Annotated in this window: 16 protein-coding genes; 8 read left to right on the plus strand and 8 right to left on the minus strand. The window is 66.5% G+C overall.

The features are described 5' to 3' along the window. Nucleotides 1-34 precede the first annotated feature (34 nt). The 6 genes from ACX40P_RS00680 to ACX40P_RS00705 all read right to left on the minus strand — a co-directional run bounded on the left by ACX40P_RS00680 (nt 35) and on the right by ACX40P_RS00705 (nt 5355). Nucleotides 35-1000: a glycoside hydrolase family 43 protein gene (locus tag ACX40P_RS00680; RefSeq protein ID WP_459124377.1), complete on the minus strand. Its 966-nt coding sequence runs from the start codon at nt 998-1000 to the stop codon at nt 35-37. Next, nucleotides 1000-1959: a glycoside hydrolase family 43 gene (locus tag ACX40P_RS00685; protein ID WP_459124378.1), complete on the minus strand. Its 960-nt coding sequence runs from the start codon at nt 1957-1959 to the stop codon at nt 1000-1002. Before ACX40P_RS00685 ends, ACX40P_RS00680 begins: the two co-directional genes overlap by 1 nt. Nucleotides 1960-1994: 35 nt before the next feature. Continuing rightward, entirely contained in the window at nt 1995-3302 is a 1308-nt protein-coding gene (locus ACX40P_RS00690; RefSeq protein ID WP_459124379.1) for a dicarboxylate/amino acid:cation symporter, read from the minus strand. Nucleotides 3303-3316: 14 nt separating this feature from the next. After that, the gene (locus ACX40P_RS00695; RefSeq protein ID WP_459124380.1) at nt 3317-4072 is read right to left on the minus strand and encodes a gamma-glutamyl-gamma-aminobutyrate hydrolase family protein; all 756 of its coding nucleotides are present in this window, start codon (nt 4070-4072) and stop codon (nt 3317-3319) included. After that, on the minus strand, nt 4069-4992 hold the full coding sequence (epsC, locus tag ACX40P_RS00700; protein WP_459124381.1) for a serine O-acetyltransferase EpsC: 924 nt from the start codon (nt 4990-4992) through the stop codon (nt 4069-4071). Before epsC ends, ACX40P_RS00695 begins: the two co-directional genes overlap by 4 nt. 135 nt (nt 4993-5127) lie before the next feature. Beyond that, nucleotides 5128-5355: a hypothetical protein gene (locus ACX40P_RS00705; protein ID WP_459124382.1), complete on the minus strand. Its 228-nt coding sequence runs from the start codon at nt 5353-5355 to the stop codon at nt 5128-5130. 98 nt (nt 5356-5453) lie between these two features. Here ACX40P_RS00705 and ACX40P_RS00710 point away from each other — a divergent pair, with 98 nt between their 5' ends. Beyond that, on the plus strand, nt 5454-7268 hold the full coding sequence (locus ACX40P_RS00710; RefSeq protein WP_459124383.1) for an ABCB family ABC transporter ATP-binding protein/permease: 1815 nt from the start codon (nt 5454-5456) through the stop codon (nt 7266-7268). A 1-nt stretch (nt 7269) separates the two neighbouring features. On the opposite strand, the gene ACX40P_RS00715 is transcribed toward ACX40P_RS00710, so the two are convergent. After that, complete coding sequence (locus tag ACX40P_RS00715) at nt 7270-8166, minus strand: hypothetical protein (protein ID WP_459124384.1); 897 nt, start codon at nt 8164-8166, stop codon at nt 7270-7272. A 106-nt stretch (nt 8167-8272) separates the two neighbouring features. On the opposite strand from ACX40P_RS00715, the gene ACX40P_RS00720 reads away from it, so the two are divergent. The 5 genes from ACX40P_RS00720 (at nt 8273) to ACX40P_RS00740 (ending at nt 12843) form a co-directional block, all read left to right on the plus strand. Further along, nucleotides 8273-10039: a RecQ family ATP-dependent DNA helicase gene (locus ACX40P_RS00720; RefSeq protein WP_459124385.1), complete on the plus strand. Its 1767-nt coding sequence runs from the start codon at nt 8273-8275 to the stop codon at nt 10037-10039. After that, the gene (locus ACX40P_RS00725; RefSeq protein ID WP_459124386.1) at nt 10036-10464 is read left to right on the plus strand and encodes a protein tyrosine phosphatase family protein; all 429 of its coding nucleotides are present in this window, start codon (nt 10036-10038) and stop codon (nt 10462-10464) included. The genes ACX40P_RS00720 and ACX40P_RS00725 overlap by 4 nt, the downstream gene beginning before the upstream one ends. Nucleotides 10465-10483: 19 nt before the next feature. After that, on the plus strand, nt 10484-10888 hold the full coding sequence (locus ACX40P_RS00730) for a hypothetical protein (RefSeq protein WP_459124387.1): 405 nt from the start codon (nt 10484-10486) through the stop codon (nt 10886-10888). A 201-nt stretch (nt 10889-11089) separates the two neighbouring features. Then, nucleotides 11090-12364: a tyrosine-type recombinase/integrase gene (locus ACX40P_RS00735; protein ID WP_459124388.1), complete on the plus strand. Its 1275-nt coding sequence runs from the start codon at nt 11090-11092 to the stop codon at nt 12362-12364. Continuing rightward, nucleotides 12361-12843 carry a hypothetical protein gene (locus ACX40P_RS00740; RefSeq protein ID WP_459124389.1) on the plus strand — a complete coding sequence of 161 codons (483 nt, stop codon included), beginning with the start codon at nt 12361-12363 and terminating at the stop codon, nt 12841-12843. The genes ACX40P_RS00735 and ACX40P_RS00740 overlap by 4 nt, the downstream gene beginning before the upstream one ends. On the opposite strand, the gene ACX40P_RS00745 is transcribed toward ACX40P_RS00740, so the two are convergent. Beyond that, nucleotides 12840-13409: a hypothetical protein gene (locus tag ACX40P_RS00745; protein ID WP_459124390.1), complete on the minus strand. Its 570-nt coding sequence runs from the start codon at nt 13407-13409 to the stop codon at nt 12840-12842. The genes ACX40P_RS00740 and ACX40P_RS00745 overlap by 4 nt on opposite strands. A gap of 203 nt (nt 13410-13612) precedes the next feature. Here ACX40P_RS00745 and ACX40P_RS00750 point away from each other — a divergent pair, with 203 nt between their 5' ends. Together ACX40P_RS00750 and ACX40P_RS00755 are read left to right on the plus strand one after the other, a co-directional pair. After that, on the plus strand, nt 13613-14731 hold the full coding sequence (locus ACX40P_RS00750) for a hypothetical protein (RefSeq protein ID WP_459124391.1): 1119 nt from the start codon (nt 13613-13615) through the stop codon (nt 14729-14731). Continuing rightward, nucleotides 14728-15300 (plus strand): hypothetical protein, encoded by a 573-nt coding sequence (locus ACX40P_RS00755; protein WP_459124392.1) that lies wholly within the window; start codon nt 14728-14730, stop codon nt 15298-15300. Before ACX40P_RS00750 ends, ACX40P_RS00755 begins: the two co-directional genes overlap by 4 nt. The last annotated feature ends 154 nt before the right edge of the window (nt 15301-15454 follow it).

Genomic DNA, 15454 nt, shown 5'->3' on the forward strand with positions numbered 1-15454 from the left:
ACAAGCTCGGCACGAACGGAGGAGGGGGTTCGCGCTACCCCTCCAGCCCCGCGATCACGCTCCGCGGCACACGTAGCAACGATCCGTGGCGCGCACCGGCGGGCATCGACAACCGCGCGCCGACATCCTCCCACGTCACCATGTCGCGCGTCATCTTCGCGCCCCAGCGGCCCGCGGTGTAGACGTCATAGTAGCAGACCAGCGCATCGCCGACCCGCGCGGTCATCGGCCCCTCGACCCACGCCGGGGTGAACGGCGCGGCGAGCGGACCGAACGGGCCGTTCGGTCCCTGCGCGCGTGCGACCTGCAGCCATTTACGCGGCGGTTCGCGCGTCTCGTCCTTCACGATCAGGTACAACCCGCCGTCCGGCGCGGTCGCGAAAGTGGCGTCGATGACGCTGAAACCCGGATCGTAGAACGGCTTGGCCGGGGTGAAGGATGTGAAGTCGCGCGTCGTCGTCGCCCAGATGCGGTGGTTGTACCCGCTCTCCGACGTACCGGCGGTCTCGGTGAAGCGCCCCGTCACGGTGCTCGACCAGAAAATGCTGACGACACCGGTGCGCGGGTCCACGATCGCCTCGGGCGCCCAGCAGTTGCGGGTGCCGGGGACGTCGGCCATCACCGAAATCCCCTGCTGCGGCGTCCAGTCGATCAGGTTGCGGCTGGTGGCGTGACCGATCGTCACCCCCTCCCACGCCGTCGTCCACAGCAGATGGTAGGGCGCGTCGCGGCCGGGACTGCGGAACAGGAAGGGGTCGCGCATCAGCTTCTTCTCGCCGACCTGCGGCGTCAGGACGATGTGCCCGCCACCCAGCGCGCGGAAGGCGAAACCGTCGTCGCTGGTCGCGAAGCGCAGGCCCAGCGCCTCGCCCTTTCCGGTTGTGAAATAGGCGAAGAGCAGCGGATCGCTCGGCGCCCCGATGAGCCCGGCGCCACGCCCCACGCACCCCGACAGCGCCAGCGCACCCGCCCCCGCGATGAAGCCGCGACGCTCGATCATCATTGCCACGCCACCCGGGTCGGTACGTTCCGATCGACGCTGAGCACGCCGCCGCTTTCCTTCAGTTCCGCAATCTGCAGCACGCTGCGCTGATGCCAGTGCGGGTCGGTCTTCGCGGCATCCTCGCCACCCTGATGCACGAAATAGACGATGTAGGCGCGCTTCCCCGCCACCACGACGTCGGGGTGCTGCCCCTTGGCACGGTCGGTCGGCCGCGTGCCGGCGTCGGCCAGCAGATAGCCCGGCTGGCGCGTCCAGCGCTCGCCGTCGTCGGAGCGCAGCACCAACAAACCCTTCCACGCGTCCGACACCAGCCACCACGCGCCCTTCCACCGGAACGCTTTCGGCCCCTCGCCCGGCGTGTCGGTCAGTCGGTCCTTGACGCGCCAGTGGATCAGGTCGCTGCTGTCTGCGGTGCGGATCGCCTTGCCCATCCGCTCGTCGTTGAAGAACAGGCGATAGCCGCCCGTCGGCAGGGCAATCACGCTGGCGTCGATCACCCGATCGGCGCCGAGATCGAGGCGGTCGGCGCAGGTCCAACGCTTCAGGTCGCGGCTGGTCAGATGCTGGATGAAGCGCGGGGCGTTCCAGTCGCGGAAGACGCCGGGCACCACCGTGACCCACATGTGATAGGTGGCGCCGAAGCGCTGCACGTCGGGCGCCCACAGGGTTGCGCCGGTGCAACTCGGCGGGATCGCCGCCGTCCCCGCATAGCGCCAGCGCGCGCCGTTCCGCGACCGCGCGACGCCGATCGCGGTGCCGTGGACCCAGCGCACGTCCTTCGCATCCTCAGGCGTCAGGTCGGCGCGGCGGTTGGTGTAGAACATCGTCCACTCGCCGCTCTTCGCATCGCGGACGATCGACGGATCGGCGGCACCGTCATGCACCGGATCGCGATAGAGCGGGACCGGGGCAGTCGCCTGAACGGGCGCGGCGGCGAGAAGAAGCGGCAACAACATATGTCGGACTATATGCGATTGTCGCGGCGGGGCAATCAGGCGGGTGCGGGCTCACCCTCCGGCGCCGGCAACAGACCCTCGCGCTTGGCGACGATCGTGGGGACCAGCATCTGCCCGGCGACGTTGACCGCGGTGCGGCCCATGTCGAGGATCGGGTCGATCGCGAGCAGCAGCCCCGCGCCCTCCAGGGGCAGGCCCAGCGTCGACAGCGTCAGCGTCAGCATCACCACCGCGCCGGTCAGCCCGGCGGTGGCGGCGGAGCCGAGCACCGACACGACGACGATCAGCAGATAGTCGGACGCATGCAACGTCAGGCCGAAGAACTGCGCGACGAAGATCGCCGCCACCGCCGGATAGATGGCGGCGCATCCGTCCATTTTCGTCGTCGCGCCGAGCGGCACCGCGAAGGCGGCATAGGCACGCGGCACGCCCAGCGCGCGCTCGGTCAGGTCTTCGGTGACGGGCAGCGTCCCGATCGACGAGCGCGAGACGAAACCGAGCTGGATCGCGGGCCAGGCGCGGCGGAAGAACCACGCCGGGCTCAATCCGTTGGCAAGCAGCAGCGCGGGATAGACGACGAACAGCACGATGCCGAGGCCGAGATAGACCGCGCCCGCGAAGGTGCCGAGCGACGCCAGCGTCTCCCACCCATAGCGCACGATCGCGTCGCCGATCAGCGCGGCCGATCCGATTGGCGTCAGCGCGATGACCCAGCGCAGCAGCCGGCGGAAGATGGCGAGTGCTGCGGCATTGAAGGCGAGGAACGGCGCCGCCGCCTCCCCCACCCGCACCGCCGCGGCGCCGATCGCGATGGCGACGACGACGATCTGCAACACGTTGAAGCCAAGCGTCGTCGTCGCGGCACCATCGTCGGCGATCTTGGTGCCGGCGGTCAGGCCGAAGAGGTTGGAGGGCACCAGTCCTTTCAGGAAATCGAGCCACGATCCGACGACGGCGGGCGCCGTCGCGGCGGCGGCAGCGGGATCCGCCCCGGCGCGCAGGCCCGGCTGCAACACCACGCCCAGCACGATGCCGACGACGACCGCGATCAACGCGGTGATCGCGAACCACAGCAAGGTGCGCCAGACCAGCCGCGCGGCGTTTTGCAGGTTGCTCAAGGCCGCGATCGATCCGACGATCGCGGTGAAGACGAGTGCTGGCACCAGCGCCTTCAGCAGCTGTACGAAGATCTGGCCGACCAGGTGCAACGTCGCGCCCAGCGCCGCGTCGGGGCCGCCGAGGTTGCGCGCGAGCAGGCCCAGCAGGATGCCGGCGGCCATGCCGATGGCGACCTGGATACCGAACGACGGCAGTCGCCACGTGGTGAAGGAAGCGTGCGTCATCTCGTTCTGAAATCCTACGATCGACCGAGCGCGCTGCGAGCTGCCGCCAGCGAACCCTTGAGCAATGTGAAGAACGCGCGACTGCCCGCGCAGTGCGGCAGATCCCATTCCGGGTGCCACTGCACGGCCAGCACGTCGGCGCCGCAGCCGGTGGCGCGCACCGCCTCGACCAGCCCGTCGTCGCAGGCATGCGCCTCGACGCTCAGCCCGGCGCCCAGGCGGTCGACGCACTGCTGATGCACCGAATTGACCTCGATCCGGCGGCAGCCCGTCGCTCCCGCCAGCACGCCGCCCGCGACCAGTTCGACCGGATGGCGATGATCGAACAGCGCGGCATAGTCGCCGTCCCACGATCCGATATGGTGCCGCTCGTGGAACGCCGGGCGGGTCAGCGTGCCGCCGAATAGCACGTTGATCTCCTGCAACCCGCGGCAGATGCCATAGACCGGCTTGCCCGCCGCGATCATGCGCTCGGACAGCGCCAGCGCGACGGCATCACGACTGTCGTCGATCACCCCGTCTTCATCGGTGTCGGCGCCGCCGTAGCGCGCCGGCGCGATGTTCGATCGCGATCCCGTCAGCAGCAGCCCGTCGAGCACCGCTGCTAGATGCGCGGTGTCGACCGCGTCGGGCACCGCCGGCACCAGCAGCACGGTCGCGCCGCACAGCTGCGCGATCGGTTCGATGAAGCGGGTCGCGACGACCTGCACGGGACGCGCGGCGACCTCGTTCCCGCACATGATGCCGACGATGGGGCGGCGGTCGCTCATCCCGTCGCCGCCAGTTCCTCGCGCACGTCGCGCGCATCGCGGTCGGACAGGCGCCGCGCCTCGGGCTGGAGCACGACGCTGTCGGCGGGCACATCGGACAGCAGCCACACGTTGCCGCCGATCACCGACCGCGCGCCGATGGTGACGTGGCCGAGGATCGTCGCGCCAGCGTAGATAACGACATCGTCCTCCACCACCGGATGCCGCACCCGCCCGCGCGGCGCGCCGGTCGCGCCTAGCGCGCCGCGCGCGCCCAGCGTGACATGCTGGTACAACCGCACGCGGTCGCCGATCACCGCGGTCTCGCCGATGACGACGCCGGTGCCGTGGTCGATGAAGAAATGCCGGCCGATCGTCGCGCCGGGATGGATGTCGATACCGGTGCGCTCGTTGGCGAGTTCGGAAATCATGCGCGCGACGATCGGCGCGCCGAGATCGTGCAGCGCATGCGCCAGCCGGTGGTGCAGGATCGCGATGGCGCCGGGATAGCAGATCAGGATCTCGTCCACGCTGCGCGCCGCCGGATCGCCGAGAAACGCCGCCTCGACATCGCCGTCGACCAGAACGCGGATATCGGCCAGCGTCGCGCCGAACAGCCGCGCGATCGTCGCCGCCTGATCCTGCGGAAAGGCCGCCTGCGCCTCCTTCTGCCAATAGCCGAGCTCGGCGGCGATCTCGCGCTCCAGTTCGGACAGGCCGGCGATCAATTGCGCCGCGACGAAGCGATCCTCGTCGTCCGCGCTATCGCCGAAATGGCCGAGGCGGCGTGGATAGAGCGCGGCGGCGAACAGGCCGACGATGCGCGCCACCGCGCTGCGCGACGGGAAGCTGTCGACATCGCGTGTCTCATCCTGCCGCGCGCGCCATGCCTCGCGCGCCGTCCGTAGCGCCGCAACAGTATCGGCCAGCGCCGTCGTCATCGGATCACGGACGGCGCGGCGCCGTCCATCCTCTCGTAAGTCGATCGGATCATGCGGTCAGGATAATCCTATCCGCTAAATGGGGAATGAAGTTCTTGTTGGGCGCGCGACAGGTCGGGTTCGCGGACCCGGGGCTCAGCCCCGCGTCGTCGTCTCGCGGGTGGCGACGTTCAGCCCACGACGCTCGCAGGTCGCCTGGATCACCGGATAGGACAGGTCGGTATTGCGCTGAAGCGACACCGCCATAGCGGCCTGACACTGGGCGGGGCTGTTGTAGCGGGCCGGTTCGGTTCGCGCGCGCTGGCAGGTGCTGCCGTCGTCGCCGCACCCCAGGATCGCCATCACATAATATAGCGGTTCCATGTCCAATCCCTTCGGAACCCACAACAATCCGGCTTCCCCACCGGTTCCGCGCTATCGATGCGGTTGCGTGCAGGACGAGCGTCCCTAGATAGGACGCCATGCCGCCCGCCCGAACCGACGGAGCAGACCGTCCGCTCGCGCCGACGCTGCGCCGTTTCCTCCCCTATCTCTGGCCCGACGATGCGCCCGCGCTGAAGGTGCGGATCGTCGGTGCGATGGCGTTCGTCGTCGCGTCGAAGCTGGTGCAGGTCTATGGCGCACCCTTCGCGTTGCAGGGGGCGGTGGACCGGATGGCGGGCGGCGATCGCGGGGTCGCCACGCTCGTACTGATGCTGGTGATCGGCTACGCCGCCGCGCGGTTCGCAACCGTGGTGTTCGACAACCTGCGCAACGCGGTGTTCGAACGCGTCGGCCAGGACGCGACCCAGCGACTGGCCGCCGCGGTGTTCCGCCACCTGCACCAGCTGTCGTTGCGCTTCCACCTCGAACGCCGCACCGGCGCCGTCACCAAGGTGGTGGAGCGCGGCACGAAGAGCATCGACACGATGCTCTACTTCCTCCTCTTCAACATCGCGCCGACCGTGCTCGAACTGGCGCTGGTGCTCGGCATCTTCTGGACGCGGTTCGGCGTGTGGCTGGTGGTGGGCACGCTCGTCATGGTCGTCGTCTACATCGGCTTCACCCGCATCGTGACCGACTGGCGCGCGGCGCTGCGCGAGCGGATGAACGATCTCGACACCGGCGCGGTCGCGCACGCGGTCGATTCGCTGCTGAACTTCGAAACCGTCAAATATTTCAATGCCGAAGGGCGGGAGGCGAAGCGCTACGCCAACGCCGTCGCCGCTTATGCCGATGCCGCGGTGGTGTCGGAGAATTCGCTGGCGTGGCTCAATATCGGCCAAGCGCTCATCACCAATCTGATGATGGCGGGCGGAATGGCGCTCGTCGCCTGGGGCTGGTCGCAGGGGCGGTTCACGCCCGGCGATGTGGTGCTCGTCTCGACATTGCTCGCGCAGCTGTTCCGCCCGCTCGACCTGCTCGGCATGGTGTATCGCACGGTACGGCAGGGCGTGATCGACATGGCGGCGATGTTCGACCTGATCGACACGGCCTCCGACGTGACCGATGCGCCAGGCGCGCCGGCGCTGCGGGTCGCCGACGGGCACGTGCGGTTCGAGGACGTGCGCTTCGCCTATGACAACGACCGTCAGATCCTGAAGGGCATCGACCTCGACATCCCCGCCGGCCACACCGTCGCGGTGGTGGGCCCATCGGGCGCGGGCAAGTCGACGCTCGCGCGGCTGCTCTATCGTTTCTACGACGTGACCGGCGGCCGCATTACCATCGACGGGCAGGACGTCGCCGCCGTCACCCAGACCTCGCTGCGCGCCGCGATCGGCATCGTGCCGCAGGACACGGTGCTGTTCAACGACACGATCGGCTACAACATCGCCTACGGCCGCGAGGGCGCGAGCGACGCCGATGTCGCGAGCGCAGCGCGCGGGGCAGCGATCGCGCCCTTCATCGAATCGATGCCGGACGGATACGCCACCCGCGTCGGCGAGCGCGGGCTGAAGCTGTCGGGCGGCGAGAAGCAGCGCGTCGCCATCGCCCGCACCCTGGTGAAGGACCCGCCCATCCTGATCCTCGACGAGGCGACGAGCGCGCTCGACAGCCGCACCGAGGCCGAGATCCTGAAGACGCTGCAGGCGATCGAGAGCGGCCGCACGACGATCGTCATCGCCCACCGCCTGTCGACGATCGTCCACGCCGACCGCATCGTCGTGCTGGAGGCCGGGCGCATCGCCGAACAGGGCACGCACGCCGACCTGCTGCGCCGTCATGGCCTCTATGCGGAGATGTGGGCGCGTCAGGCCGCCGAACAGGAAAAGGCGGTGGCTGCCGCCGACTAGCTTACAGGCAGCTCAGCCGGATCACCTTCGCCCGCTTGTCGAATACGATCGACGAGCACGCCGCCAGCGTATCGGTGCCGATCGAGATACGGTCGCGATCGCGGTTGCGCTTCCCCTTCGCAGTCACGACGATCTCGTCAGGATCGGGTTCGGCACGCTCCGTTGCGATGCCGTTCGCATTGCCGAAGTCGGACGTCCGCACATCGATCGTGCGCAGCGCCAGCGTACCGATCGTCAGCGGGCGGGCGAGCGTCATGACGCGCATCGGGCGCTTCACGCCGAACACCACCTCGCCCTCGTGGACCTCCTTCGCCAGCAGACCGTCGTACACCCGCGCCAGCGTCACCGCCGCGCCGGCGCTGGTCATGTTGGTGCGCCGGCGCAGGTCAAAGCGGATGCGCACCGGCGCGCCGTCGATCGTGACCTGCCCGAACAATCCCGCCGCCCCGCCGAACAGGCCGCCGCCATCGACCATCGGCAGCATGCTCTCGTGCTCGCCGGCGCGCGGCGCGCGCAACACGATGCGCACCACGTCCTGTTTCAGGCCACCCGGCCCGACCGACCCGTCGACGCCATCGGCATAGGCCCGCTCGGTCCAGCCGATGCGCCGCTTCTCCACACCGCCGCCGCTGTCGACGCGGACCACCGCAGTCCGTGCGGGCACTATCACCGGCCCGACCATCCAGCGCATCGCGAAGGGTCCAGGCTTCAGCTTCGCACGCCCGGCGGTGGCGGCATCGACCATCAGGATCGACGGTGCGCCGGGATCGACCAGCAGCCGCACCGGCACTCCCGCCACCGTCGCCGCAACGGGTTGCCCCGCGTGGATGACCCGCTCGGCAGGCGCGGCGGCGGTGAGGGCAAGGAGGGCGGCGCCGGCCAGCAGCATGCGAGACATCATGCCCCTTGCGTGACCGGCCATCGTGGCGTTTCCGTGGCATCGGTCGCGGTTTCGCACTCCCACCCCTCGACCCCAGGCACCCGCGTCGCTACATCGCCGACCGATGGTCTCCGACCCCCGCGATACGCTCCAATCCGTCTTCGGCTTCCCTGACTTCCGCGGTGTCCAGCGGGAGGTGGTCGACCGCGTGCTGGCGCGCCGCTCCACGCTCGCCGTCATGCCGACCGGTGCGGGCAAGTCGCTGACCTATCAGCTGCCGGCTGTGATGCTGGAGGGGACGTGCGTCGTCGTCTCTCCGCTGATCGCGCTGATGCACGACCAGCTGCGCGCGGCGACCGCGGTCGGCATCCGCGCGGCGACGCTGACGAGCGTGGACGAGAACCGTGCGGAGACGCGCGGGCGCTTTCTCGACGGCGATCTCGACCTGCTCTACGTCGCGCCCGAGCGGGCATCGGGGGCCGAGTTCCGCGAACTGCTGGAGCGCGGGCGGGTCAGCCTGTTCGCGATCGACGAGGCGCATTGCGTCTCGGAATGGGGGCATGACTTCCGCCCCGACTATCGCCTGCTGCGCCCGTTGCTCGATCGCTTCCCGGACGTTCCGCGCCTCGCGCTGACCGCCACCGCCGATCGCCACACCCGCGCCGACGTGGCGGAGCAGCTCGGGATTCCCGCCGACGGCCTGATCGTCGCAGGATTCGACCGGCCTAATATCCGCTATCTCATCACCCCGCGCGACAACACCACGCGCCAGATCGCCGACTTGATCGCCGAAACGCCCGGCCCCGGCATCGTCTACGTCCCATCGCGCGCCGGCACCGAGAAAATGGCGGCGGCGCTGGCCAAGACCGGGCGGCCGACCCGCGCCTATCACGCCGGGCTGGAGCCGGCGGTGCGCGCCGCCAACCAGGCCGCGTTCGTCGCGTCGGAGGACATGGTGATCTGCGCCACCGTCGCGTTCGGCATGGGCATCGACAAGCCCGACGTCCGCTTCGTCGCGCACGCCGGCCTGCCCAAGTCGATCGAGGCCTATTATCAGGAAACAGGCCGCGCCGGCCGCGACGGCGATCCCGCGGTCGCGCACCTGTTCTGGGGCGCGGAGGATTTCGCCAAGGCGCGCCAGCGAATCGGTGAGGTCGAACCCGCCCGCCAGTCAGGCGAACGCACGCGGCTTGCGGCACTCGGCGGACTGGTCGAGACCACCACATGCCGGCGCAAATTGCTGCTCGCGCATTTCGGCGACGATGCGCCGGAGACGTGCGGCAACTGCGACAACTGCCTGAACCCGCCGGTCGGCACCGACGCGACCGAGGTCGCGCGCAAGTTCCTCTCCGCCGTCTTCCGCACCGGGCAGAGCTTCGGCGTCGGCTATATCGAGAGCGTGCTGACCGGCCAGTCGACCGAGCGCAGCCTGATGAACGGGCATGAAGCGCTGAGCGTCTTCGGTATCGTCACCGGCGAGGACGCCGCGCTCATCAAGCCGGTCGCGCGCGCGCTCCAGACCCGCGACGCGCTGCGCGCCAATCCGCACGGCGGGCTGGAGTTCGGCCCCGGTGCCAAGGCACTGCTGAAGGGCGAGGCGACGCTGTCGCTCGTACTTCCCCCAAAGCGCGCCCGGCGTGGTCGCGGCGGCGGGGCCGAGCCCAATCCGGTCGGCAACCCGCTGTTCGAGGCGCTGCGCGCGAAACGGCGCGAATTGGCGCAGGAGGGCGGCGTGCCGCCCTATGTGATCTTCCACGACAGCGTGCTGCGCGACATGGCGACGATCCGTCCGGGGACGCTTTCCGACATGGGCCGCATCACGGGCGTTGGCGCGCGCAAGCTCGATGCCTATGGTGCTGCCTTCCTCTTCGTAATTCGAGATTCTGAATGATCCGCCGAATCGACGACCATGCCAGCGTTGCCCCCCAGATCACGGTCGCCGAAGTCGCCGCCATCGCCCAGGCCGGGTTCGCCGAGATCGTGAACAACCGCCCCGATGGCGAGGAGGCGGGCCAGACGCCGGGCGCCGACATCCGCCGCGCCGCGGAGGACGCCGGCATCGCCTATCGCGCGATCCCCGTCGGCCAGGGCGGGTTCAGCCCCGAGATGGTCGAACAGATGGCCTCCGCGCTGACCGCCGCCGCCGGCCCGGTGCTCGCCTATTGCCGCTCGGGCACACGCAGCGCGCATCTGTGGGCGCTGGCGCGCGCGCGGCTGGGCGACGATCCACAGACCTTGGTCGGCAAGGCGGCGGACGCCGGCTACGACATCGGCGGTATCCGCCCGATGCTCGACACGCTTACCGCCGCGCGCTGAGACCAGGGTCCGGGGCGGCGTGGACTGGACACAGATCGGCGGATCGCTAGCCGGCATCCTGGCGCTGGTCGCGATCGCGCGGATGCTGCGACTGGGAGAAAGCCGCATCGACAGCCCCGACACCGCGATCACACTGGCCGAGGAACGCCTCGCCGGCTTCGTCGGCGATCGCGCCATTGTCAGCACCGACGGCCGTGCGGCGCTCGTCGCCGGCAATGGCACCATCGCCGTCCTGAAACGCCACGGCGCGAAGGTCGCGGCCCGCCGCCTGCTCCCCCCGCTGCGCCTGCGCGAAGCTATCGAGGGCGTCGCGATCGAAACCGGCGAGCGGCTGTTCGGCCCGATCGTCCTGCGCGGCGTGCTGGTCGATGAGGTCCGCGCTTTGACCGGCGACGTTACCGTGTGCGCGCTGCATTCGATCTGAGGGAGGGAGGACGCACCGGCGAGGGGCAGGATGGCGGAGACGGAGTCCGCAAGTATAGCGTCTAGCCGCATCTAGTTACGTCCAACAAAGCCAATCCGGTCATGTAGTTAACCGGATTTTGCGTCCAGCACGGCCTATTGACAGCTAGCACCATCCGGCCTTTGTTGTTGGCCGAGATGTTGGCTTGTTTGTGAGGCTGTTATGCCGAAGAAGGCGAAAGAACTTAGTGCTGTTGCAGTATCGAACTTAAAAGAGGTTCGAACTCCGAATGGAAGCTTGAAGTCCCGCTTCATGGTTGGCGGTGCCGATGGGTTGCACCTTCGAATTTCGGGCAACTCGAAGTCGTGGATATTGCGCGTCATGATCGACGGCGCACGTCGGGACGTAGGACTAGGTTCGTATCCCGGCGTCACACTCTCAACCGCCCGCAAGCTGGCGAACGAACATCGGGACAGGATTGCACAAGGCGTTGATCCGCTCGCCGAACGACGGGCTAAGGTCGAAGCCGCCCGATCGGAAAAGCTGAAGGCGAAGACGTTCCGGGAATGCGCCGAAGCGTACATTGCTGCCCACAGGGGCGAATGGAAGAACCCGAAACACGCCGCCCAATGGTCCGCGACGCTCGAAACCTATGCGTATCCGGTGTTCGGCTCCAAGGCGGTCGCTGCGATCGACACGAACCTTGTTCTCGAAGTTGTCGAACCCCTGTGGACAACGAAGACTGAAACGGCGTCACGCCTACGGGGCAGGATCGAAAAGGTATTGGGTTGGGCGACTTTCCGGGGCTTCCGGCACGGCGAAAACCCGGCGCGGTGGAAGGATCATCTAGACCATCACCTTCCGCTGCGATCCGACGTGCGAAAGGTGAAGCATCACGCATCCCTGCCCTACGCCGAACTCGCAGGCTTCATGGTCGAACTGCGAAAGCGTGAAGGCGTGTCGGCGCGGGCGCTCGAATTCGCGATCCTGTGCGCGTCCCGATCGGGCGAAGTGCGCGAAGCGACATGGGGCGAGTTCGACCTAGAGCGCCGCCTGTGGACGATCCCGGCCGATCGCATGAAAGCCGAGCGCGAGCATGTCGTGCCCCTGTCAGACGCCGCTATGGCGGTCCTACAGGCACAAAGGGCCGCGCCGCGTATCGTCGGGCACGACGGACCCGATTACGTCTTCCCTGCCCCGCGTGGGGGCGCCTTCAGCGACGCCGTGTTCCGGGCGCTGTTCGATCGCATGGGCCGCGTTGGGCTTACACAGCACGGCTTCCGATCGACGTTCCGCGAATGGGCCGGCGAAGTGTCGAAGCGCCCGCGCGAAGTCGTCGAACATGCGCTGGCGCACCAACTCGCCGACAAAGCCGAAGCGGCATACCAACGCGGTTCGCTGCTACCGAAGCGCATCGCACTAATGGCCGATTGGGCGAAGTTCTGTGCGATCGTGCCCACAGGGGTGAACGTGATCCCGATCGGCGCCGCAGCATGATCCACCGCCGAACCGTGTTCGCCCTATGGGAACGTCGCGACGATCCGAACGCCGCCGCTGCTATGTTGGCGGCAATGGCCGAATGTCATCGAAACGGCGAGCCAGTGCCCGCCTTGATTGCGCTATGGCACTCCCGCGCGGTCGAACACATGCTTGCGGCAAAGCCGGGCCGAAACGGCGAACCCGTCGAAGCCGAACGGGTCCGCGCCTACGATCGCGCGCTAGGCATGACACGAAGCGACAACCGCCCGACGAAGTTCGTTGGCCCGCTGTTCGTGGCACAGCGCATCATCGAACAGGGCGACACGTACAGCGAAGCCGAAGCGCGCCGACGCATCGAAACGGCGTTCAGCGTTAGCCCGAACACGGCTCGCGCCCGGCTTCGGGCTGCAAAGCCGGCAATCGACGAAGGGCGGCGCCAGCTTGCCCGGATCATGGCCGCAAACGGACTATCTTCGTTGGTCGAACACCGACGTTAGGTTTGCGGACCCGAATTGGCCGTGACGACGGCATGTTCCAAGCGCATCGTCGCGGCAATTAGCGCCTGCATCTTCGCATTCGTATCTTCGACGAACGCCGTAGTGAGCGGCAACGGCTCTTTGCCGCGCATGATGATCGGCACTATGTTCGCGACTTCCCCCGCATCGTTCCGTTCGACGTGAAACCAAAAAGGGCGGTGTGCCATCGCATTTCGAAGCGTCTTCAGCGTTGTGAGTTCCGAACTCATTCCCTTCACCGTCGCCGCGTCGAAGAAGTGAGGCGCGATCAACATCGCGACGTTGATCCGCCGTTCGAACGTCATCTGTGACAGAATGCCGTCGTCGAATACGTCCTGAACATCGCGCATCCGAATACGGTCGCCTAGCACGAAGTAGATGATTGCGGCGCTTAGGTGACGTTCGATCGTGAAGGCGCCTGCCAATATGCCGCCGCGCACTTGCCGAACCCAATCGTTTATATCCTTCGAGCGCGCTTCGAAGTGGAAACCCGGTGCGAACGGCGATGGCCCCTGCGGCCCCCAATCTATCGAAGCGTCAACAATCATGCAGTCTCCCCCGCTGGCGGAGTCCCTGTCCGCCGATCACACTCGTATGCACTTGCAAACATAGGGCATGTCGATCTTTCCAGCGCTAGGCCAACATACGTGCCAACATCGGCCCCGCGAACGCGCCGATCTCGACGAACGCCATGCTTGCAAGCGAACCGAACCAAGCTAAACCAAGCGGATAACGAACGAGGGGCATAAGCGTGGCGGTGAAAGTCGAACTTGGCGCATATGTCCTGCCCGACGACCACACCGTCTACAAATTTTTCCCCGGAGAGGGATACAAGTTTTACGACATCATCAAACAAACGAGTGTCGCGATCATCGACATTCGTGGATTAGACGAACTTGAAGAAGAGCCCGAGGATTGGGACGACGAAGAAGTCCTTAACCTGATATCCCGCGATCGGGTCGAACGCGCGGTCGCCAACGGCGAAAAACGACCTACTCGCCTTGTGAACAGCCAAGGCGATAAAATGACCCAAACCTTCCTTTACGGCTTGTTGTTCACGGCCGAAAAGGGCGATCTGATATTGATGCCGCAGAAGGGCTACACGACGACGGTCCTAATCGGTCAGTTGCTTGACGATGCGGGCGTCATTAAAACCATCAAGGCAAAGGACGACGACGAAACAAGCGTCTACTATGGCAGGCGCGTGAAATGGGTTGGTGCGATTGAAAAGCGTCTATTCAATGCCGAGTTGGTCGAATTACTTCAGACACCCGTCGCGTTCTTCGACGTAGGCGCGAGCAACTACGAACAGGTATACCGCTTAGCGTTTGATAATTACGTCTACGATCAGCAGTTCGTTGCCACCTTCAGAACCGGGAAGAACATATTCACTCCGAAGGACAACTTCCTGACTTCGGTGTGGCTCGAATTGCTCGAAGTGCTTGAAGAGGCACGTGAAGCGGGTGACGAACTGCCCACAGGCTCCAGCATATACGATCTAGTGATCGGGTCGGATATCGACGAAGACGATCGTGACGATCTGTCGATCAGCATACAGTCGCCGGGTTGGTTCCGCATCAGGTCGAACGTTGCGTCGCCGCTCGCGTCGCTCGCGCTGTTCGCGATGGCGGTTCAGGGCGTCCCGTATGCCGAAGCAGTCGGCGCATCGACCGCAGCCAAGGTAGTGCGCCAAGCCGACGATACGTGCATGGGGGATGTAGACGAGTCGGTAAGAGCTTATATCGAGTTGCTCGGTAAAAAGCGTTGGGAAGAGGCGTGTCGGCTCGCCAAACAGGCCGATGCCGAAACGAAGCTTAAGGCCGATGCTCGGGTAACGGGTGTGAAGCCGACGAAGAAGGAAGCGAATTGACGGCGATGGCTGCGGCCAATCCTTGGTGGAAGCGGGCTTGGGCGGGCTTATGGGCGTCGCTGAAGTCGCAGTGGCTTGCCGGCGCCCTTTTGATCCCAATCGGCTTCCTGATCGTGAACGCCATCATCGCGAACCAACAGGCGCGAGAGGCGCGCGTTCAGGCGGTGAACGTCGATCGAATTTCGAAGGTTCAGGAAAGCGGCAAGGCGCTTGATGCCGCGCTCGCCGGCTACTTCCAAGCGGTTGCCGAACTCGGGCTTGCGGAACGCCATCTTCGGATGCCGGGGACGTACAAAGATATTCCGGTTCCACAGGCACAGGTTGCAGTCGTGGAGGCTCGGAAGGAAGCGCGGAAGGTTCTCGCGCAACATGCAGGCGACATACAGGGCCTTCGAGGCACCTTCGAGCAGGATGCGGCGGATCGCTATATGACGGCGCTCGCGCAGGTGAGTTCGACCGTCGAAGGGGAAGCGGATATCAACCGAACACCCGACAACATCAAAGTGCTTGGTAAGTTGGTTTACGCCCGAAACGCGATGATCGATCAAGCCATGAAGAAGGTCGGTTAGGGTTCGACGGAAACCTCGTCCGCCTGAAGTGCCCTTAAGCCGCTGTTCGAACCACGCTTTTTCGATCGTCGGTGTTCAGGCCAACAACCTTGCCAACATGCCCGGCCGCTTCGGAGTTTAGCCGGCAAGCCGCGAAAATGGCCCGGCCCCCTCA

It is taken from the genome of Sphingomonas sp. RS2018, from assembly GCF_054489605.1.

Excerpts from the sequence above, each read along its gene's own strand:
- ACX40P_RS00695 (WP_459124380.1), bottom strand. The coding sequence starts at position 4,072 with ATGAGCGACCGCCGCCCCATCGTCGGCATCATGTGCGGGAACGAGGTC.
- ACX40P_RS00690 (WP_459124379.1), bottom strand. The coding sequence starts at position 3,302 with ATGACGCACGCTTCCTTCACCACGTGGCGACTGCCGTCGTTCGGTATC.
- ACX40P_RS00680 (WP_459124377.1), bottom strand. The coding sequence starts at position 1,000 with ATGATCGAGCGTCGCGGCTTCATCGCGGGGGCGGGTGCGCTGGCGCTG.
- ACX40P_RS00735 (WP_459124388.1), top strand. The coding sequence starts at position 11,090 with ATGCCGAAGAAGGCGAAAGAACTTAGTGCTGTTGCAGTATCGAACTTA.
- ACX40P_RS00745 (WP_459124390.1), bottom strand. The coding sequence starts at position 13,409 with ATGATTGTTGACGCTTCGATAGATTGGGGGCCGCAGGGGCCATCGCCG.
- epsC (WP_459124381.1), bottom strand. The coding sequence starts at position 4,992 with ATGACGACGGCGCTGGCCGATACTGTTGCGGCGCTACGGACGGCGCGC.
- ACX40P_RS00685 (WP_459124378.1), bottom strand. The coding sequence starts at position 1,959 with ATGTTGTTGCCGCTTCTTCTCGCCGCCGCGCCCGTTCAGGCGACTGCC.
- ACX40P_RS00740 (WP_459124389.1), top strand. The coding sequence starts at position 12,361 with ATGATCCACCGCCGAACCGTGTTCGCCCTATGGGAACGTCGCGACGAT.
- ACX40P_RS00725 (WP_459124386.1), top strand. The coding sequence starts at position 10,036 with ATGATCCGCCGAATCGACGACCATGCCAGCGTTGCCCCCCAGATCACG.
- ACX40P_RS00705 (WP_459124382.1), bottom strand. The coding sequence starts at position 5,355 with ATGGAACCGCTATATTATGTGATGGCGATCCTGGGGTGCGGCGACGAC.
- ACX40P_RS00715 (WP_459124384.1), bottom strand. The coding sequence starts at position 8,166 with ATGTCTCGCATGCTGCTGGCCGGCGCCGCCCTCCTTGCCCTCACCGCC.
- ACX40P_RS00720 (WP_459124385.1), top strand. The coding sequence starts at position 8,273 with ATGGTCTCCGACCCCCGCGATACGCTCCAATCCGTCTTCGGCTTCCCT.
- ACX40P_RS00710 (WP_459124383.1), top strand. The coding sequence starts at position 5,454 with ATGCCGCCCGCCCGAACCGACGGAGCAGACCGTCCGCTCGCGCCGACG.